Consider the following 19,032-nt stretch of genomic DNA (forward strand, 5'->3'; position numbering starts at 1 on the left):
GCGTCACGGGCATGACCTGGGATGACCTCGACGCCCGGCTGGACCGGCGGCCCGGCACCGTCTCGGCGTACCTGGGCCGGCTCGACGCCCCACCCACCTGGACCCGCACCCCCGACGCCACCCACTACGCGGCCAGCACCATGAAGGTCGCGGTGCTGCTGGCCCTGCACCGGGCCGCCGAAGCCGGCACCCTCGACCTGGACACCCCGGTGCCGGTGGTCAACGACTTCACCTCGGCCCGGCCGGACGCACCCCGGTTCACCTGCGCCCGGCCCTACGACAACGACGACGCCGTCTGGCAGCGGCTCGGCGGGCGGGCCACCCCGCGCTGGCTCGCCGACCGGATGATCACCCGGTCCGGCAACCTCGCCACCAACCTGATCATCGAACGCGTCGGTCTGCCCGCCGTCGCCGAGGCGTGGCGGCTCGCCGGGGCCCGGCACAGCGTCACCGGCCGGGGCATCGAGGACGCCGCCGCCCGGGAGGCCGGCATCACCAACCTGGTCACCGCCGCCGACCTGGCGGCCCTGCTCGGCGGGCTGGCCGTCGGCGCACGTCGGCCCGGCCCGCTGGCCTCCCCGGCGGCCTGCACCGCCATGGTCGACGTGCTGCTGGACCAGCGCCACCGCGACGATCTCGCCGCCGGGCTGCCCGACGGCACCCGGATCGCCCACAAGAACGGCTGGGTACGCGGCGTACGGCACAGCGCCGGTGTGGTCCTGCCCGACGACGCCCCGGCGTACGTGATCGCCGTCTGCAGCACCACCGACCCCGCCACCGCGCCCGACGACCTCGACGCCTGCCGGCTGCTGGCGGAGGTCTCGGCGACGGCCTGGGCCGCCCGGCACGACCTCACCGGCTGACCAGCGGTCAGTCCAGCAGGTGGGTCCGCAGCGCGGCGCGGAGCTGCGGGGTCACCCCCAACCCGTCGGCCAGGTACGCGTCGAACGACCCGTGCCGGCGGCGCACCTCGTCGAAGCCGGCGTCCAGGTACTCGGGGCGCACCTCCAGCACCGCCCGCGCCGTCTCCGGGTCCAGCTCCGGGTGCCGCCGCAGCATCGCCGCCGCCGCCTCCCCACGCAGCTCCACCGTCAACGCGTTGTGCCGCAGGTAGTCGGCCCGGACCGTCTCCTCGTCGACGCCGAGGGCGGTGAGCAGCACCACCGCCAGCCACCCGGTGCGGTCCTTGCCCGCCGAACAGTGGAACAGCAGCGGCAGGTTGACCGGGTCGGCCGCCAGCCGCACCGCGCGGGCGAACCCCTCCCGGGCCACCGCACCGCTGACGAACCACCGGTACAGCTCCGCCATCGCCGCCGCCGCACCCCGCCGGGCCGCCTCGTCGTGGCCGGTGAGGTCGTGACCGAGCAGCACCGCCGACAGGTAGCCGAACCCGGGGTGCGCCGGGTCGAGCACCGGCAGCCGCACCAGGTTGGGGTCACCGACCAGCCGGTTCGGCGGGGCGAGCGCCGTCTCGCTGTCGTCGCGCAGGTCCACCACGCAGGCCGGGGCGAGCCGGCCCAGCACCGTCAGGTCGGCCTCGGTCAACCGGCCCAGCGCCGGGGTGCGGATCAGCCGGCCGGGGCGTACCCGCCGGCCGTCACGGGTGGGCAGTCCGCCCAGGTCACGGGCGTTCGGGGCACCCGCCAGCGTCCAGCTTCCCACGGTCATCGGCGCGCTCCTTCGGTGACGACGTGCGTATAGGGTGCCGCACATGACGATCGCCGTGGTACGCACCCACCGGCTGTCCGCGCCGCTGCACACCCCGTTCGTCACCGCGCTGCGGCGTACCACCACCGTGGAGACCCTGGTGGTGGAGGTGACCGACGCCGACGGGCGGTCCGGCTTCGGCGAGGCCCCGCAGGTGTGGCAGGTCACCGGGGCGTCGGTGGCCGGCACGGAGTCCTGCGTCTCCGACGTGCTCGCCCCGGCGGTGGTCGGCCGGGACGCCGACGACGTGCTGGCCCGCTGCGCCGAGGTCGCGGCGGCGGTGGCCGGCAACGAGGCGGCCCGGGCCGCGCTGGACGTGGCGCTGCACGACCTGGCGGCACGGCGGCTCGGCGTACCCCTGGTGCGGTTGCTCGGCGGGACGGCGCTGCGGGTGCCGACGGACGTCACGCTGGCCGCCGGGGCCGGCGCGGACCTGGCGGTGGCCGCCCGTCAGCGGTGCGACGAGGGCTTCGACGTGCTGAAGCTGAAGGTCGGCACCGACCCGGCGGGCGACCTGGAACGGGTCCGCGCCGTCCGGGCGGCCGTCGGCCCGCAGGTGCGCCTGCGGTTGGACGCCAACCAGGGGTGGACGCCCCGGGAGGCGGTCCGGGTGATCCGGGGTGTCGAGGACGCCGGGCTCGACGTGGAGCTGGTCGAACAGCCGGTGGCCCGGTGGGACCTGGACGGCATGGCCTGGGTCGCCGACCGGGTGGACGTGCCGATCCTCGCCGACGAGGCGGTCTTCGGGGTGCGGGACCTGGTCGCGGTGATCCGGCGGCGGGCGGCCGACCTGGTCAACGTCAAGCTCGCCAAGTGCGGTGGTCTGCGCCCGGCCCGGACCCTGCTGGAGTTGGCCCGGGAACACGGCATGGGCACCCTCGTCGGGTCCATGATGGAAAGTCAGGTCGGGGTCGGCGCGGCGGCCAGCCTGGCCGCCGCCTACCGGACCAGCGCCGTGTCCGACCTGGACGCCGCCTGGTGGCTGGCCTGGTCGCCGGTGCGCGGAGGGCTGCGGTACGAGGGCGCCACCGTGGTGCTGCCGGACGCGCCGGGGCTCGGCATCACCGCCGTGACCGAAACAAAGATTCAGCACCGAGGTTGATGATCGCAGCTTTTCTTCCTATGGTCCGGATGGGGCACCGACACGTGAGCCGGAGGTCGACGTGGAGTTGGAGCCGGGCCGGGAGGCCCTCGTCCGGGTGGCCGTCGCCACCCTCTGGACCGACCCCGGCGCGACCCGCCCGGTCGACCGGCCCGCCCTGGCGGTGCCCTCGGACACCGGCGGCTGGATCACCGGGATGGACGCCAGTCAACGGGTCGGTGACTGTGTGCTCAGTCAGCTGCTGCTGGGCGAACGGGTGCTGGTGACCGCGCTGCACCCCGACGGCTGGGCCCGGGTGGTCGCGGTGCAACAGGCCGCACCCCGGCTCGATGCGCGCGGCTACCCCGGCTGGCTGCCCGCCGCCCAGCTCGCCCCGGCCACCCCCACCGGTGGCCCGGCCGCCCCGCTCGTCGTCGACGCCGTCAGCACCGACCTGCGGGTCACCCCCGCCGGCCCGGTGGCCCTGCCCGGGGTCGTCCTCGGCACCCGGCTGCACCCGGCCGGTCCCGCCGTCGACGGGTGGCGGCCGGTCCGGGTGCCCGGACGGCCCGATCCGCTGTGGGTTCCCGAGGCCGACGTCACCGAGCTACCGGCCACCCCGCCGACGGCCGACGACGTGCTCACCGTCGCCGCCCGGCTGCGCGACGTCGCGTACGTCTGGGGTGGGCTCTCCGGGCACGGGATCGACTGTTCCGGCCTGGTCCACCTGGTGTGGCGACGGCTCGGCGTGACGCTGCCCCGCGACGCCGACGACCAGGCGGCGGCCACCACTCCCGTGCCGGCCGGTGAGGAACGCCCCGGGGACCTGTACTTCTTCGCCCGACCCGGGCGGGGCATCCACCACGTCGGCCTGGTGACCGCCGGCCGGGGGCCACGGATGCTGCACGCCTGCTACCGGCAGCGGCGGGTGCTGACCGAGCCGCTGCCACCGGACCGGGTCGCCACCCTGGTCGGCGCGCACCGGGTCTGACCGGGAAATGGGCGTCACCGCAGTGCGGTGACGCCCATCGGGGGCACTACGGTCAGCGACGCGCCTCGATCAGCTCGCGCCGTCGGTCCCGGGACGACTTGACCAGGCTGGCCACCGTCGCCACGGCGAGACAGCCGATGATGACCGACAACGACAGCCAGATCGGGATGTGCGGGGCCCAGCCGATCGGCTCACCGTCGTTGAGGAACGGCAGGTTGTTGTCGGCCAGCGCCTCCAGCACCAGCTTGACGCCGATGAAGCCGAGCACCACCGCGAGGCCGTAGCTGAGGTAGACCAACCGGTCGAGCAGCCCGCCGACCAGGAAGTAGAGCTGTCGCAGGCCCATCAGCGCGAAGACGTTCGCGGTGAAGACCAGGTACGGCTCCTTGGTGATCCCGAAGATCGCCGGGATCGAGTCCAGCGCGAAGATCAGGTCGGTGGTGCCGATCGCGATCATCACCACCAGCATCGGGGTGAACAGCCGCCGGCCCGCCTCGTACGTGGTGAGCTTCGCGCCGTCGTAGTCCCGGGACAGCGGCAGCGCCTTGCGGCTCCACCGGATCAGGATGTTCTCCTTGAACTCGTCCTCCTCCGGCTCGCCCTGCCGGGCCAGGTTGACGGCCGTGTAGATGAGGAACGCGCCGAAGATGTAGAACACCCAGGAGAACTGGGAGATCAGCGCCGCACCGGCGGCGATGAAACCACCCCGCATGACCAGGGCCAGCACGATGCCGATGAGCAGCACCTTCTGCTGGTATTTCCGGGGCACCCGGAACCGGGCCATGATGATCACGAAGACGAAGAGGTTGTCCACCGAGAGGCTGTACTCGGTGAGCCACCCGGTGTAGAACTGGCCGGCCACGTCGCCACCGGCGGTGACCCACAGCCCCGCCCCGAACAGCAGCGCCAGGCCGACGTAGAAGCTGACCCAGAGGCTCGACTCACGGACGCTGGGCTCGTGCGGCCGGCGGCCGATGATGAAGAGATCGGCGAGGAGCACCGCCGTCAGTGCGACGAGGGTTCCCGCCCACACCATTCCGGACACGTTCAATCCATTCCTCCGGCAGACACGCGGCGTCGGGCACACCGTACGCCGCGTGACGGCGAGGTGGGCGACGACGCACACACTGGTGACTGTCGGAGGTCTCTTCCGCCAGCGACCCGCGGGCGGGGCGCTGACCGGCGGAGCCGGGTCGAGCTGTCGGGTGACGCTCGACCGTGCTGACGACTCCGTCGCGGGGGAATACTCCCCTCCTCGGCCGCCATTGTTCACCATCGAGGGCCGCGGGCGCATCTCCTGCGCCGCGCATTGCCGGCAGCATCACGTTCCGACCTCGACCGACCTGGTCGTCCGCTCCGCTCCCGGCCACACCGCCTGCCCATCCTAGGAGGCTAGGCGTAGCGATATTCGCGCGATTGATGGTGTTCTGCAGGGTTGCGGGGTGGAGTCGCCCCGGCGCACCACGGGCGGGGCGCGGCGTGGCAGGCTGTCGGCATGGTGCTTGAGGTCGCGCTCATCGACGTACTGCCCGGACACGAGGACGATTTCGCCGCCGCCTACGCGCAGGCGCACGCCATCATCGTCGCCGCCGAGGGATGCCGCTCAGTCCGGATGACCCGGGGCATCGAGTCCCCCTCCCGGTTCGTGCTGCTGGTCGAGTGGGACTCGGTGCGGGCCCACGAGGAGAACTTCCGGGCCACCGAGGCGTTCGGCAAGTGGCGGGCGCTGATCGGCCCGCACTTCGCCGGTCCACCCCGGGTCGAGCACTTCGTCGACGTGCCGGCCTGAGCCGGGTCGGCGTCGCGATCCGGCCGGCGTGCCGGCGGTTCCCGGCAGCCTCCGGCAACTTCCTGAGAAATTCACTCCGGTCGATCAGAATCTGTCGTACCCCCGGGTTACCGTGCGGCGCATGCGCGGCGACCGGTCCCGACACGTTCGGGGGTGCCGGGTCCGGTGGTCGCGCGGTGAGCCGTCGTGGCCGCCGGCCGCCGGGTCGATCCCGGTGACCGGCCGGCCCCGCCGCCACCGGCGGCCCCGGCGCACCGTCGCCACCCGCACCCGCACCCGCAGCCGCAGCCTCGGCCCACCGTCGCCACCGTCGCCACCGGGGCGGTCTCGACGCACCGTCGGCAGCCCGTCGGCGCACCGGCGGTGGCCGTCGTGCGGGGTTAATCCATGGCGTCCGCCACGGCGGTCCGGTTGACTGCCCGGATGACCGCACGGGTGTTCCTGGTGACCGGGGTGAGCCGCCGGATCGGCATCGGCGCGGCGGTCGCCCGCACCCTCGCCGCCGACGGGTGCCGGCTGCTGCTGACCGGGCTGCCCGGCTACGACGAGGCACAGCCCTACGGCGGCGACCCGCAGGGCGTACCGGCGCTGCTGACCGAGCTGGGCGGGGTCGCCGATCACACCGCGGCCGACCTGCTCGACCCGGCCGCCCCGGCCGCGCTGGTCGCCGAGGCGGTACGCCGGCACGGCCGGCTCGACGGTGTGGTGGCGACCCACGCCTACTCCACCCGCACCAGCCTGGGCGGGTTGGACGCCACCGAGGTCGACAGGCACCTGCTGGTGAACGTCCGGGCGACGCTGCTCCTGGCCGACGCGTTCGCCACCGCCTTCACCGCCGGGTCGGGCGGCCGGCTGGTGCTCTTCTCCAGCGGCCAGCGCCTCGGCCCGATGCCCGACGAGTTGGCCTACGCGGCCAGCAAGGCCGGGGTGGAAAATCTCGCCGCGCAGCTCGCCCCGCTGCTGATGCCCCGCGGGATCACCGTCAACTGCCTCAACCCCGGGCCGACCGACACCGGCTACGCCCCACCCGAGGCACACGCCGCGGTGGCGGCACTCTTCCCGTCCGGCCGCTGGGGCACCCCGCAGGAGGCCGCCCGGCTGGTGCGTTTCCTCTGCTCACGGGAGGCGGACTGGATCACCGGCCAGGTCATCGACTCCGAGGGTGGCTTCAACCGCTACCGGTGAACCCGCCCGACCGGCACCCTCCGGGGCGGGGGACGGCGTACCGGGGGTCTCCCGACCGTCCCAGCCGGCCACGTCGTCCGCCGCCGGACCGGCCGTGCCGGCGGCGAGGGCGGCGACCCGGCGGCGCAGCAGCTCCGCCGTCTCCACCGCGCTGAGCGCGGCGGCGGACAGCCAGCCGGTCATCCGGTCGTAGCGCCCGACGTCGGCCTCGGAGGCCAGCCGCACGTCGGTGGTCAACGCCTCCAGCATCACCGTGCGCGGGTCGGCCGGGTCGGGGAACGAGTAACACGAGAAGGCGGTCAACGGGTACGCCCCGCCGCGCGGGGCCGCCGTCCCCGGCACCACCCGGATCGTCACGTGCGGCAGCTCGGCCAGGGCCAGCAGGTGCGCCAACTGCTCGTGCCACACGTCGGCGGGCAGACCGGCGGGGTCGCAGACCCGCTCGTCGAGCAGGGCCGTGTAGTGCGGCGGGTCGGGGCGACGCAGCAGCCCCTGCCGGGTGAGCCGGGCCCGCAGGTCGGCCTCGACATCGACGTCCGGGTGCAGCAGCCGGCCGGCCGTGATCCGCAGCCGGGCGTAGCCGGGCGCCTGGAGCAGGCCGGGCAGCACCGCCGGCTGGTACTCCACGATGGTCGCCGCGCCCGCCTCCAGCTCGGCGTAGGTGCGCTGCCGCTCGCTCATCTCGCCGAGCGCCTTCCACCAGCCCCGCCCGGTCGCCGCGTCGCGGGCGATGACGATCAGCGCCTCCCGCTGCGGCGACGGGACCTCGTAGATGTCGAGCAGGTCGAGCACGTCGGCGAGGTCGGGCCGGCTCTGCCCCAGCTCGATGCGGGACAGCTTGGAGGTGGAGGCCCAGCCCAGCCGGGCACAGACCTGTTCCAGGGTCAGCGCCTCCCGCCTGCGCAACTGGCGCAGTTCGGCGCCGAGCCTCGCGCGTCGAATGACAGGACTCGATGACAATGGCATCCCGGCCTCCCCACGAGGGAGGGTACGCAGGATCATCACCCAGGGCAACAGTTTGCTTGCACACCGCAATGCTTATCTGAGTCGCCCTCGGATGACGCCGCCGCCGGGCGGCCCCGAACGGCAGCCCCCCGTCTCCACGGCGGCCGTTCGGGGCACCCCGGTCAGGGCCGGTAGGTGCCGAACGACCAGACGTTGCCGGCGAGGTCCCGGGCCGCGTAGTCCCGGGAACCGTAGTCGGTGTCGAACGGCTCCCGGATGATCTCCGCCCCGGCCGCCCGCGCGCGGTCGTGGTGGGCGTCCAGGTCGTCGACCGCCACGTAGACGGCGTAGTCGTCGTCGGCCGGCCGGTCCGGTCGACCCCGGCCGGTGCCGAGCATGACGATGCCGTCGCCGAGCGCCAGTTCGGCGTGCGCCACCGTGCCGTCCGGACCGTCGTGCACCGCGTGGACCCGGAACCCGAACGCGGCGCAGAGCCAGTCGATCGCCGCCCGCGCGTCGGGGTACCGGAAGGTGGGGTAGATGTTCGTCATGCGTCGAGTGTGCCGGCCCGGGCTCAGCCCGGATTGGACGAATGGGAACCCGGCCGACCCAGTGCCGCCGGGGTCGTCCCGGTGAACTCCCGGAACTCCCGGATCAGGTGCGACTGGTCGTAGTACCCCCAGCGCGCCGCCAGCTCGGCCCAGCCGTCCGCCGGCCCCGTCCGGTCGTCCGATGACCCCGTCCGGTCGTCCGCCGGCCCGGCGGGGTCCGGCGGGGCGGAGACCGCGTCCTGCCGGCCCAGCGTCGCGTACGCCCGCTGGAAACGCAGCAGCCGGGCGGTCGTCTTCGGGCCCAGCCCCAGCTCCCGGCGGAACCGCGCGGCCAGGTGCCGGCGGCTCCACCCGAGTTCGCCGGCCAGCGCGCCGATGCCGATGTGGCCGGCCGAGCCGGCGAGCAGCTCCCAGGCCCGGCCGAGGTGCGGGTCGACCGGGTCGGCGTCCGCCAGCCGGGCGTCGAGCGCCGCGTCGAGCAGGGCGAACCGGTGGGGCCAGTCCGGTGCCCCGGCCAGCCGGCCCCGCAACCGGTCGAGCCACGGGTCGGGCAGCCCGTCGACCGCCACCGCCCGGTTGGCCAACTCCCCCAACGGCACCCCGAGGACCCGGCGGGCCGCCAGCGGGGTGAGCATCAACTGCACCCCGGCACCGGCCCCGAGCGTCGAGGTCGTGCAGTAACCGTCGTACGGCCCGGCCACGAACGAGTCCACCCGGTACGCGCTGTGCGCCGCCGAGCGCGGGTTGAGCACGTCGAGCGGAGCACCCCAGCCGAGGATGAGGACCACGAACGCGCCGGCCGCCTCGTGCCGGACCAGGGGCGGCGGCGCGCCCCGCCCGGACGCCACGCCGACCGGAACACCCTCCCGGTAGCCCAGGTACCGACCCACGACGGGACCCAGCCGTGCCGCCGGCAGACCGACACGCACCTCGTCCAGCACCGGCCCGCCCGTCACTTCACCCCGGCGGCGTCCATCCCCCGCAGTTCCTTCTTGAGGTCGGCCACCTCGTCGCGGATCCGCGCGGCCAGCTCGAACTGCAACTCCCGGGCGGCGGCGAGCATCTGGTCGTTGAGCTCCTGGATGAGCTGTGCCAGGTCGGCGCGGGCCATCCCCTCCCGGGAGGGCGTGCCGGCGGTGGCCCGACCGCGACTGCGGGTCTCCTTGACCGGCGCCTTACCCCGGGACAGCTGCCGGGCGGCCCCGCCGACCCGGGCGCTCTCGGTGTCCTCCGCCTCCCGGTAGATGTCGTCGAGGATGTCGTGGATCTTCTTGCGCAGCGGCTCGGGGCTGATCCCGTGCGCCTCGTTGTGCGCGATCTGCTTGGCCCGGCGACGGTTGGTCTCGTCGATCGCCGACGCCATCGAGGGGGTGATCTTGTCGGCGTACATGTGGACCTGACCCGAGACGTTACGGGCGGCCCGGCCGATGGTCTGGATCAGCGACCGGCCGCTGCGCAGGAAGCCCTCCTTGTCGGCGTCGAGGATCGCCACCAGGGAGACCTCGGGCAGGTCGAGACCCTCCCGCAGCAGGTTGATGCCGACCAGCACGTCGTAGTCGCCCTTGCGCAGCTCGCGCAGCAGCTCCACCCGGCGCAGGGTGTCGACCTCGGAGTGCAGGTAACGCACCCGGATGCCGTTCTCCAGCAGGTAGTCGGACAGGTCCTCGGCCATCTTCTTGGTCAGCGTGGTGACCAGCACCCGCTCGTCGCGCTCGGTGCGCAGCTTGATCTCGTGCATCAGGTCGTCGATCTGCCCCTTGGTCGGTTTGATCACGACCTCCGGGTCGATCAGACCGGTGGGGCGGATGACCTGCTCGACGAACTCGCCCTGGGCCTGCTCCAGCTCCCACGGGCCGGGGGTGGCGGAGAGGAAGACCATCTGGCCGACCCGCTCCAGGAACTCGTCGAAGCGCAGCGGCCGGTTGTCGGCGGCGCTGGGCAGCCGGAACCCGTGGTCGATGAGCATCCGCTTGCGCGAGGCGTCGCCCTCGAACATGCCGCCGATCTGCGGGATGGTGACGTGCGACTCGTCGACCACGGTGAGGAAGTCGTCGGGGAAGTAGTCGAGCAGGCAGTGCGGCGGGCTGCCGGGCAGCCGGCCGTCGATGTGCATCGAGTAGTTCTCGATGCCGGAGCAGAAGCCGACCTGCCGCATCATCTCCAGGTCGTAGGTGGTGCGCATCCGCAGCCGCTGCGCCTCCAGCAGCTTGCCCTGCCGTTCCAGCTCGGCCAGCCGCTCCCCCAGCTCGGCCTCGATGTCCCGGGTGGCCCGCTCCATCCGCTGCGGGCCGGCCGCGTAGTGGGTGGCCGGGAAGATCAACAGATTGTCGACCTCCCTGACCACGTCGCCGGTGAGCGGGTTGAGGTAGTAGAGCTTCTCCACCTCGTCACCGAACAGCTCGATCCGGACGGCCAACTCCTCGTACGCCGGGATGATCTCCAGCGTGTCGCCCCGGACCCGGAACGTGCCCCGCTGGAAGGCCATGTCGTTGCGGGTGTACTGGATGTCGACCAGACGGCGCAGCAACTGGTCGCGGTCGAGTTCCTGCCCGACGACGACCCGCACGGCCCGGTCGAGGTACTCCTCCGGGGTGCCCAGGCCGTAGATGGCCGAGACGGTCGCCACCACGATCGTGTCCCGCCGGGTGAGCAGCGACATGGTCGCCTTGTGCCGCAGCCGCTCGACCTCCTCGTTGATCGAGGAGTCCTTCTCGATGTAGGTGTCGGTCTGCGGGATGTACGCCTCGGGCTGGTAGTAGTCGTAGTAGGAGACGAAGTATTCGACCGAGTTGTGTGGCAGCAGCTCGCTGAACTCCTTGGCGAGCTGGGCGGCGAGGGTCTTGTTGGGGGCGAGCACCAGGGTCGGCCGTTGCAGCCGCTCGACCAGCCACGCCGTGGTGGCGCTCTTGCCGGTGCCGGTGGCGCCGAGCAGCACGGTGTTACGATCCCCGCGCCGGACCCGACGCTCAAGATCATCGATGGCGGCCGGTTGGTCGCCGGCCGGCTGGAACTCACTGACGACCTGGAAGCGACCATCGAGCCGGGGAATGTCGAGCGCCATGGTCCCCACGGTACGCCGCGGGTCCGACACTTCCCCGCGATCGCCGGACAGCCCGGTGATCAGCTTCGATATTGCCATTGTGGCCCACATCGCAGCCGGCTAGCCTGGACACCGTAGGCCGCTCGCGGCGGCCGACCGCGGCGGTGGCCGGGCCCTCGACAGGCTCCCACCGCCCGGCACCTGGGGTCGCAGCACCCGGACATCACCGGCGTGCGCATCCCGCGTGGTCGCGCCCCTGGCGCAGACCGGCCGCCGCGAGCGCCCCTGCACCCGTCTCCCACCGCCGACGTTCACCGGCACCCCGCCCGCCCCCGGCGGCGTCACTCCGCCCCCGCCGGCCCGTTCAACCACACGTGGACACCTCGCCCGACCAGCCACCACGCCCACCGGGAGCCGGTCCGGGCCGCCGCCGCGCCGGCCACCACCGCCACGCCGCGGCCCAGGGCCCGTCGGGCCGGCGGCGGATCACCCTGGTCGCCCTGGTCGTGGTCGCCGTCACCGCCGCCGCCACCCTCGTGGCCGGCCTGCTCGCCGGCACACAGGCCCCGACCGCCACGACGCGGGCGCTCACCGACGAGGAGGCCGAGCGGCTCGCCGCCGTCCGGGTCGGCACCTACCGGGACGTCCGGGCCGGGGTACGGGTGGCCGTCGGCACCGGGGCCGGTCGTACCGACCTGGTCGGCTGGGTCGACTGGTCCCGCCCGCTGGCCTACCTCGACGTCGGCGGCCCGGGGGCCGGGCAGGACCGGGGCCTGGTGCAGGCCACCCCGTCGGCGGTGGTGCAGCGCCCCGACCCCGCCGCGATCGTGACGCCCGCCCGGCCACCCCTGGTGCCGCCCGGTGACCGCTGGCGGCTGCGGAACCCGCCACCCGGGCGGGGGCTGGCCGGGGCGCTCACCGTACTCTTCGCGCTCGCCGCGGACCGGCCCGCACCCGCCGCACCGCTGCGTGCCGGTGGCGGCCGGTGGCTCGGCCGGGAGACCCTCGGCGGCGACCCGGTCGACATCCTCCAGGGGGCGCCGTGGCCGCCCCCGACACCCACCACCGCCGCACCCGCTGTCACGTCGTCCGTCGCCGCCGCACCCACCACTACACCCGTCACCACCACATCCGCCGCCGCGCCGGACGGGCGGCCGGCCGACGACGACGCCCCGCGCTGGTGGGTGGACCACGACGCGCGGCTGCGCCGCTGGGCGGGTCGCCTCGCCGACGGCACCCCGATCACGGTGGACCTGGACCGGGTCGACCGGCCGACACCCTGGCCCGTCGACGCGCTCGGCGGCCGGCCCGGACTGCCCCGCGCCGCCACCGACGAGGAGACCGCCCGGCTGGGCCGGCTCGCCACCCGGCTGCGCGCCGGGACCGGGAGCGCGGCCGTCACCGTGACCGCACCCCTCGGCAGCGCCGCCAACCTGCGCGGCGGCGGCTGGTTGAGTTGGTCGGCCGGCGTCGCCTACCTGTCCGTCGCCGAACTGGACACCCTCGGCCGCCGGACGCTGCGGCGTCGGGACCGGGCCGGCTTCGCCCGGGCGGACGTACCGGTCGAACCGCACACCGCGGCCACCGGCCCGTCGGCGACGCCACCGCTGCCGCTGCCGACGGGGGCCGGCTGGCGGCTCGCGGGGCAGCCGGTGGACGAGTTGGACGCGCTGCTCGACGCGGCGGTGCGGGCCGCCGGACCCGCCCCCGACGCCACCACCACGGTCCACGTCCGCAGCGACCGACGGGCCGGTCGCCCGGTGGAGGTGTTCGAGGTACGCCGCCAGGGCCAGCGACTGCGGTACTGGCTGGACGGTTCCGGCTTCCTGCACCGGTTGGAGCTGCGCACCACCGGCGGGCTGTGGGCGCAACTGGAGCTGACCCCCGGCCCGCTGCCGGCGGGGATCGTCCCCGCGCACCGGAAACCGTCCCCGCCCACGCGGCACGGTTGACCCGGCGGGACGGTCAGGGCCGCCAGCCGGTCCGCGCCGCCCAGTCCCGCGCCCGCAGGTGCTCCTCGGCGAACCACGGGTCGTCGGCGGTGCCGGGCCCTCCGCCGTCCGGTGCCGCCGTCGGCTCCCACCGCACCGCCGGGTACGCCGCCCGTCGATCGGGATCGGCACGCAGGTGGTCACGCGTCAGCAGGGCGTGCCGCCAGCCGGCCGAGCCCGCCACCCGCAGGTGCACGGCGACCGGCCGGCCCGGGTCGGCACCGCCGTGCAACCGCTGCTCCCAGCCCTCGTCACCGCCCCCGCCCGGCACGGCGTCGCGACCCAGCCAACGGGGGCGGTCCCCCCGTACGCCGGGCACCCTCGGGAAGCCGGCATCGGCGAGCCGACGCGCCACCGGACCGTCCGCCTCGGCCATCGACGGCACGGTCACCTGCACGTCGATGACATCCGGTCCGGCCAGCCCGGGGACAGCGGTGGGACCGACATGGTCGATCCGCAGGTCGTCGGGGGCCAGCGCGTGCCGGATCCGGGCGGCGAGCCGGGCGTACTGCTGCGACCAGGTCGGGTCCGGCGTGGTCGGCACCACCGGCCCACCCGGGGCCACCCGCCGTTCCCGCACGTTGCGCTCGTAGGGCACCAGGCGTGTCGACCAGAGGGCGTCCACGGCGGCGTGCAGTTCGTCGAGGCCGCCGTCGTTGTCGAGCACCACGTCGGCCGCCGCGCCACGACGGGCGTCGTCGGCCTGCGCGGCGATCCGCCGCTCGGCCTCCGCACGGCTCATCCCCCGGGTCCGCGTCAACCGCTCCAGCCGGATGTCCGGGGCCGTCCGCACCACCACCACCAGGTGGTACGTCGGCGCGAGCCCCACCTCCACCAGCAGCGGTACGTCGTTGACCACCACCGCGTCGGCGGGTGCCGCGGCGAACAGCTCGGCGGACCGGGCGCGTACCCGGGGGTGGGTGATCTCCTCAAGCCGGCGACGGGCGGTCGCGTCGGCGAAGACCAGCGCACCCAGCGCCGCCCGGTCCAGTGCCCCGTCGGCGGTCAGCACCCGCTCGGAGAAGGCGGCGACGATCGCGGCCAGCCCCTCGGTGCCCGGTGCCACCACCTCCCGGGCTATCCGGTCGGAGTCGACGATCACCGCGCCCCGTTCGGCCAGTCGGGCCGCCACGGCGCTCTTGCCGGACCCGATGCCACCGGTCAACCCCACCCTCAGCACCGACCCAGTCAACCGGATCGCCGCCCACCCCACCACACCGCCCCACCCGACACCACCACGCCGAACCGGCTCGGCGCGCCCGGCCCACCTCATCCGGCCCGGCGCGCCCGGGGCCGCCCCGCCCGGGTCGTCTCGCCCGGGTCGTCTCGCACGGGTCGTCTCGCACGGTCGGCGAGGTAGCGGTATCCGGCACGGGTGAGACCGCAACATCGCCACCCCTGAGTCGATCATCCCCGTCGCGGGACGGGAGCGGACGCACCCGGACAGCACAGAGCCCCGCCCCCGGTCCGTGTGACGGATCGGGGGCGGGGCTGCGGTGTGTCAGCGGCTACCCGGGCCCGGGTACGACGTCAGACGTCGTACCCGGTGGGAGCCGGCCTCCGGCTCACTTGCCGCCGGCGAGCTTCTCCCGCAGCGCGGCGAGCGCCTCGTCGGTGGCCAGGGTGCCGGCCGGCTCCTCGGCCTGCCGGCTCGGGGCCGACGAGCTGGTCGAGGTGGTGGTGCCACCACCGGCGGCCACGGGCGGAGCCGGGTTGGCAGCGGCCTCGGCGTCGGCGGCGCGGGAGGTCTGCACCTGCTTGGTGTGGGCCTCCCAACGCTGGCGCGCCTCGGCGTACTGGTTCTCCCAGGTCTCGCGCTGCTTGTCGTACCCCTCGAGCCACTCGCCCGTCTCCGGGTCGAAGCCCTCCGGGTAGATGTAGTTGCCCTCGTTGTCGTACGTCGCGGCCATACCGTAGAGGGTCGGGTCGAAGTGCTCCTCGCCCTCGACGAAGCCCTCGTTGGCCTGCTTGAGCGACAGCGAGATCCGGCGACGCTCCAGGTCGATGTCGATGACCTTGACCATGACCTCGGAGCCGACCTGGACGACCTGCTCCGGGATCTCCACGTGGCGCTCGGCCAGCTCGGAGATGTGGACCAGGCCCTCGATGCCGTCGTCGACCCGGACGAACGCGCCGAACGGCACCAGCTTGGTGACCTTACCCGGCACGATCTGCTGGATCGCGTGGGTGCGGGCGAACTGCCGCCACGGGTCCTCCTGGGTCGCCTTCAGCGACAGCGAGACCCGCTCGCGGTCCAGGTCGACGTCCAGGACCTCGACCTCGACCTCCTGGCCCACCTCGACGACCTCGGACGGGTGGTCGATGTGCTTCCAGGACAGCTCGGAGACGTGCACCAGGCCGTCCACGCCGCCCAGGTCGACGAACGCGCCGAAGTTGACGATCGAGGAGACGACGCCCTTGCGGACCTGCCCCTTCTGGAGCTTGTTGAGGAACTCGGTGCGCACCTCGGACTGCGTCTGCTCCAGCCAGGCCCGGCGGGACAGGACCACGTTGTTGCGGTTCTTGTCCAGCTCGATGATCTTGGCTTCGAGCTCACGGCCGACGTACGGCTGCAGGTCACGCACCCGCCGCATCTCGACCAGCGACGCGGGCAGGAAGCCGCGCAGGCCGATGTCGAGGATGAGACCACCCTTGACGACCTCGATGACCGAGCCGCGGACGACGCCGTCCTCGTCCTTGATCTTCTCGATCGTGCCCCAGGCCCGCTCGTACTGCGCCCGCTTCTTGGAGAGGATCAGCCGACCCTCCTTGTCCTCCTTCTGGAGGACCAGGGCCTCGATGTGGTCACCGACCGAGACGACCTCGGCGGGGTCCACGTCGTGCTTGATCGACAACTCCCGCGAGGGGATGACACCCTCGGTCTTGTAGCCGATGTCGAGCAGGACCTCGTCCCGATCGACCTTGACGACGGTGCCTTCGACAATGTCGCCGTCGTTGAAGTACTTGATGGTCTCGTCGATCGCGGCGAGGAAAGCCTCCTCGGAACCGAGATCGTCGTGGGTGACCCGGGTGGCGCTCGAGGGGGCCTCGATGCTGCTCGTCATGTGGGCGGTTGCTCCGGTCGGATGGGTTGTCACAGCAGGCGTGGTGTCGCAGTGACCCGTTCGCGCCAGCGGATCCGCCACCGTCCCCACCTGACGATCGCCAGAAGAGGATCATCGGTGCTCCGGTGACCGCGCACCTGCTCCCTGCCGAGGTACACGATCCACGAGCGCATCGTCTAGCCTACCCGCTGCATTACCACAGCGTGCAAGCCCTCCCGGGTCCTCACGACCTCGTCTGCTGCGAAAGCGGAGATTTCGGTGGGAAAGCACCTCCGCTGTCTCATCCGTCACATCCACCCCACGGGACCGACAGCGTACGGCCGTCCGCCGCGCCGCGCACGCCGGGGTCCGGCGGACGGCACCACCGCAGGGCCTAGCGTGAACGGGTGGACGACGACGAGCGGGTGCTCCGACGCCGGGTGGGCGACACCGAGACACGACGGGCCAACCGTGGCTGGTGGGACGCCGATGCCGACGACTACCAGGCGGAGCACGGCGCGTTCCTGGGCGAGGTGGATTTCCGCTGGTGCCCGGAGGGGTTGCGCGAATCCGAGGCGCGGCTGCTCGGCGAGCTGGCCGGGCGGCGGGTGCTGGAGGTCGGCTGCGGCGCGGCGTCCTGCGCCAGGTGGCTGGCCACCCAGGGGGCGGAGCCGGTCGCCTTCGACCTCTCCGCCGGCATGCTGCGGCACGCCGCCCGTGCCGCCGGCACCAGCGGGGTACGCGTACCGCTGGTGCAGGCCGACGCACTGGCCCTGCCGTTCGCCGGGGCCTCGTTCGACATCGCCTGCACCGCGTTCGGGGCGATCCCGTTCGTCGCCGACTCGGCCGCGCTGATGGCCGAGGTGCACCGGGTGCTGCGCCCCGGCGGGCGCTGGGTCTTCTCGGTGACCCACCCGATGCGCTGGGTCTTCCTCGACGACCCCGGCGAGGGCGGGCTGACCGCCGTGCACTCGTACTTCGACCGCTCCCCCTACGTCGAGCAGGACGAGCGGGGGGTGGCCAGCTACGTGGAGCAGCACCGGACCCTCGGCGACCGGATCCGCGAACTGGTCGGTGCCGGCTTCCGCCTGCTCGACCTGGTGGAGCCGGAGTGGCCGACCGGCCACCGGGAGACCTGGGGGCAGTGGAGCCCGCTGCGCGGGCGGCTCTTCCCCGGCACCGCCATCTTCGTCACCGAGAAACCGGCCACCACCTGACCGGTCCGGCACCGGACCGACCGGCACCGGACCGGTGGGCACGGACCGGTGGGCACGGACCGGGCCGGCACCCGCCGCCGACCGTTCCGTCGGCACCGGACCGGCCACCACCGGACCCGCCGGCTGGGCCGGCGGCACCGGACCGGCCCCGCACGCGGCCCGCCGGCATCGCCGGCCGGCCGGGCGCGTTGTTTCGGGGCGGTGCCGTCGGGTACCCGCCGGCCATGGCCGAGCACCGGTTCCAGCAGGGTGACTACGTCTCCTGGGCCAGCCACAGCGGTCGCGCCCACGGTGTGGTGCAGGAGGAGCTGACCGAACGCACGCACGTCCGGGGGCGCACGGTGAACGCCGCGCCTGACGACCCGCGGTACCGCATCCGCAACGACGACTCGGGACGCGACGTCGCCCACCGGCCGGAGGCGTTGCGTCGTGAGCCGAGCTGACGACCCGCAGCAGACCTACCGGGAGTTCACCGAGGCGGTGAACATGAAACCGGGTGAGCTGGCGTCCTGGTTGCAGACGCCGGAGTCCAAACAGGTCGGCTGGCACAAGGGCGGCCGGGCCGGCGGCGGCGAGTCGGTGGGACACTCGTCGGGCCGGCGGATCGTCGACCTGCTGCGTCGCAAGCGGGCCGAGCTGTCCGCCGCCGACTACCGGCACATGCGCACGGTGATCGGCTACGTGCACCGGCACCTGGCGCAGCGACCGGCCGGCGACGTGCGGGACACGAAGTGGCGGTGGTCGCTGATGAACTGGGGCCACGACCCGCTGCGCTGACCGCCGCAGGCCCGGCACTGAGCGCGCCGGGCCTACCTCCGGGCCAGGTACCGGCCGGGCCAGGTACCGGCCGGGCCAGATGCCGCGGCCGGGCCCGGCGGGCCCGCCGCGACGGCACAGGGTGGGGTCAGGCCGTCGTGGCGAAGTCGACGTCCTTCGTCGCGACCGTGCCCGCCGTGCGCCCCGGGGCCTGCTGGTGCGTCCAGTAGAGGTTGGTGTGCGTGACGACCTGCTCGGGCGGCGGCGCGCCCCACCGCGTGCGGTCCTGGGTGGTGTGGGCGTCGGCGACCAGCGTGGTGTCGTACCCCCGCACGAACGCGCCGTGCAGGGTCGACCGGACGCAGGCGTCGGTCTGCGCACCGACCACCAGGAGCCGCCCGACGCGCAGCCCGGCCAGCACCGACTCCAGCGCGGTGTCCTCGAAGGAGTCGCCGTAGAGCTTCTCGACAAGCGGTTCGGCGTCGGCCGGGACCAGCTCGGGGACGATCCGCCAGTCGTCCCCGCCGGGGACGAGGCGGGCGTCGGAGTGTTGCACCCAGACGACGGGCACCCCCTCCTGGCGGGCCCGCCGCACCAGGGCGGCCACGTTGGCGACCACGTCGTCACGCCGGTACGCCCCGGCGACGACCCCGTTCTGCACGTCGACGACGAGCAGTGCGGTGTGCGGGCGGTCGGCGAGTGTGCTCATGTCTCCCCCTGGTCGGGCCGGTGCGT

Annotated in this window: 16 protein-coding genes and 2 pseudogenes; 9 read left to right on the plus strand and 9 right to left on the minus strand. The window is 73.8% G+C overall.

Annotated elements, in window-relative coordinates; all coding sequences use genetic code 11:
- Nucleotides 1-11 precede the first annotated feature (11 nt).
- A complete protein-coding gene (locus ACN261_RS30930; protein WP_421483359.1) occupies nucleotides 12-863 on the plus strand; it encodes a serine hydrolase in 852 nt (283 codons plus the stop codon).
- A gap of 7 nt (nucleotides 864-870) precedes the next feature.
- On the opposite strand, the gene ACN261_RS30935 is transcribed toward ACN261_RS30930, so the two are convergent.
- Nucleotides 871-1,668 carry a tyrosine-protein phosphatase gene (locus tag ACN261_RS30935; protein WP_425853505.1) on the minus strand — a complete coding sequence of 266 codons (798 nt, stop codon included), beginning with the start codon at nucleotides 1,666-1,668 and terminating at the stop codon, nucleotides 871-873.
- Between the two features lie 43 nt (nucleotides 1,669-1,711).
- On the opposite strand from ACN261_RS30935, the gene ACN261_RS30940 reads away from it, so the two are divergent.
- On the plus strand, nucleotides 1,712-2,809 hold the full coding sequence (locus ACN261_RS30940) for a mandelate racemase/muconate lactonizing enzyme family protein (protein WP_425853506.1): 1,098 nt from the start codon (nucleotides 1,712-1,714) through the stop codon (nucleotides 2,807-2,809).
- 61 nt (nucleotides 2,810-2,870) lie between these two features.
- Nucleotides 2,871-3,779 carry an NlpC/P60 family protein gene (locus ACN261_RS30945; protein ID WP_421483362.1) on the plus strand — a complete coding sequence of 303 codons (909 nt, stop codon included), beginning with the start codon at nucleotides 2,871-2,873 and terminating at the stop codon, nucleotides 3,777-3,779.
- Nucleotides 3,780-3,831: 52 nt separating this feature from the next.
- On the opposite strand, the gene ACN261_RS30950 is transcribed toward ACN261_RS30945, so the two are convergent.
- The gene (locus ACN261_RS30950) at nucleotides 3,832-4,830 is read right to left on the minus strand and encodes a TerC family protein (protein ID WP_421483363.1); all 999 of its coding nucleotides are present in this window, start codon (nucleotides 4,828-4,830) and stop codon (nucleotides 3,832-3,834) included.
- Nucleotides 4,831-5,274: 444 nt separating this feature from the next.
- On the opposite strand from ACN261_RS30950, the gene ACN261_RS30955 reads away from it, so the two are divergent.
- Together ACN261_RS30955 and ACN261_RS30960 are read left to right on the plus strand one after the other, a co-directional pair.
- Nucleotides 5,275-5,568 (plus strand): antibiotic biosynthesis monooxygenase family protein, encoded by a 294-nt coding sequence (locus ACN261_RS30955; protein WP_421483364.1) that lies wholly within the window; start codon nucleotides 5,275-5,277, stop codon nucleotides 5,566-5,568.
- A 423-nt stretch (nucleotides 5,569-5,991) separates the two neighbouring features.
- Entirely contained in the window at nucleotides 5,992-6,753 is a 762-nt protein-coding gene (locus ACN261_RS30960; protein WP_421483365.1) for an SDR family oxidoreductase, read from the plus strand.
- A gap of 108 nt (nucleotides 6,754-6,861) precedes the next feature.
- On the opposite strand, the pseudogene ACN261_RS30965 reads toward ACN261_RS30960, so the two are convergent.
- The 4 genes and pseudogenes from ACN261_RS30965 to uvrB all read right to left on the minus strand — a co-directional run.
- Nucleotides 6,862-7,719 (minus strand): annotated as a pseudogene (locus ACN261_RS30965) (helix-turn-helix domain-containing protein); the annotation flags it as partial.
- 161 nt (nucleotides 7,720-7,880) lie between these two features.
- Complete coding sequence (locus tag ACN261_RS30970) at nucleotides 7,881-8,249, minus strand: VOC family protein (RefSeq protein ID WP_421483366.1); 369 nt, start codon at nucleotides 8,247-8,249, stop codon at nucleotides 7,881-7,883.
- 23 nt (nucleotides 8,250-8,272) lie between these two features.
- Complete coding sequence (locus ACN261_RS30975) at nucleotides 8,273-9,139, minus strand: helix-turn-helix domain-containing protein (RefSeq protein WP_425853507.1); 867 nt, start codon at nucleotides 9,137-9,139, stop codon at nucleotides 8,273-8,275.
- Nucleotides 9,140-9,201: 62 nt separating this feature from the next.
- Nucleotides 9,202-11,310, minus strand: a complete 2,109-nt coding sequence (uvrB, locus tag ACN261_RS30980) for an excinuclease ABC subunit UvrB (RefSeq protein WP_421483369.1) — start codon at nucleotides 11,308-11,310, stop codon at nucleotides 9,202-9,204.
- A 353-nt stretch (nucleotides 11,311-11,663) separates the two neighbouring features.
- On the opposite strand from uvrB, the gene ACN261_RS30985 reads away from it, so the two are divergent.
- The gene (locus tag ACN261_RS30985) at nucleotides 11,664-13,241 is read left to right on the plus strand and encodes a hypothetical protein (RefSeq protein WP_425853508.1); all 1,578 of its coding nucleotides are present in this window, start codon (nucleotides 11,664-11,666) and stop codon (nucleotides 13,239-13,241) included.
- 13 nt (nucleotides 13,242-13,254) lie between these two features.
- Here ACN261_RS30985 and coaE read toward each other — a convergent pair whose 3' ends face one another.
- Both coaE and rpsA read right to left on the minus strand, forming a co-directional pair.
- Nucleotides 13,255-14,460, minus strand: a complete 1,206-nt coding sequence (coaE, locus tag ACN261_RS30990; protein WP_421483372.1) for a dephospho-CoA kinase — start codon at nucleotides 14,458-14,460, stop codon at nucleotides 13,255-13,257.
- Between the two features lie 385 nt (nucleotides 14,461-14,845).
- Nucleotides 14,846-16,345: a 30S ribosomal protein S1 gene (rpsA, locus tag ACN261_RS30995; protein WP_421483373.1), complete on the minus strand. Its 1,500-nt coding sequence runs from the start codon at nucleotides 16,343-16,345 to the stop codon at nucleotides 14,846-14,848.
- Nucleotides 16,346-16,731: 386 nt separating this feature from the next.
- On the opposite strand from rpsA, the gene ACN261_RS31000 reads away from it, so the two are divergent.
- The 3 genes and pseudogenes from ACN261_RS31000 to ACN261_RS31010 form a co-directional block, all read left to right on the plus strand.
- Nucleotides 16,732-17,541, plus strand: a complete 810-nt coding sequence (locus ACN261_RS31000; RefSeq protein ID WP_421483374.1) for a class I SAM-dependent methyltransferase — start codon at nucleotides 16,732-16,734, stop codon at nucleotides 17,539-17,541.
- 224 nt (nucleotides 17,542-17,765) lie between these two features.
- Nucleotides 17,766-17,984, plus strand: a complete 219-nt coding sequence (locus ACN261_RS31005) for a DUF2945 domain-containing protein (RefSeq protein ID WP_421483375.1) — start codon at nucleotides 17,766-17,768, stop codon at nucleotides 17,982-17,984.
- A pseudogene (locus ACN261_RS31010) lies at nucleotides 17,971-18,315 on the plus strand (DUF3140 domain-containing protein); the annotation flags it as partial. The gene ACN261_RS31005 and the pseudogene ACN261_RS31010, both read left to right, overlap by 14 nt.
- A gap of 130 nt (nucleotides 18,316-18,445) precedes the next feature.
- Here the strand turns inward: ACN261_RS31010 and ACN261_RS31015 are convergent.
- A complete protein-coding gene (locus ACN261_RS31015) occupies nucleotides 18,446-19,006 on the minus strand; it encodes an isochorismatase family protein (RefSeq protein WP_425853509.1) in 561 nt (186 codons plus the stop codon).
- Nucleotides 19,007-19,032: the final 26 nt, after the last annotated feature.

The organism is Micromonospora sp. WMMD723, assembly GCF_049863385.1.
GTDB classification, from domain to species: Bacteria; Actinomycetota; Actinomycetes; order Mycobacteriales; family Micromonosporaceae; genus Micromonospora; species Micromonospora wenchangensis.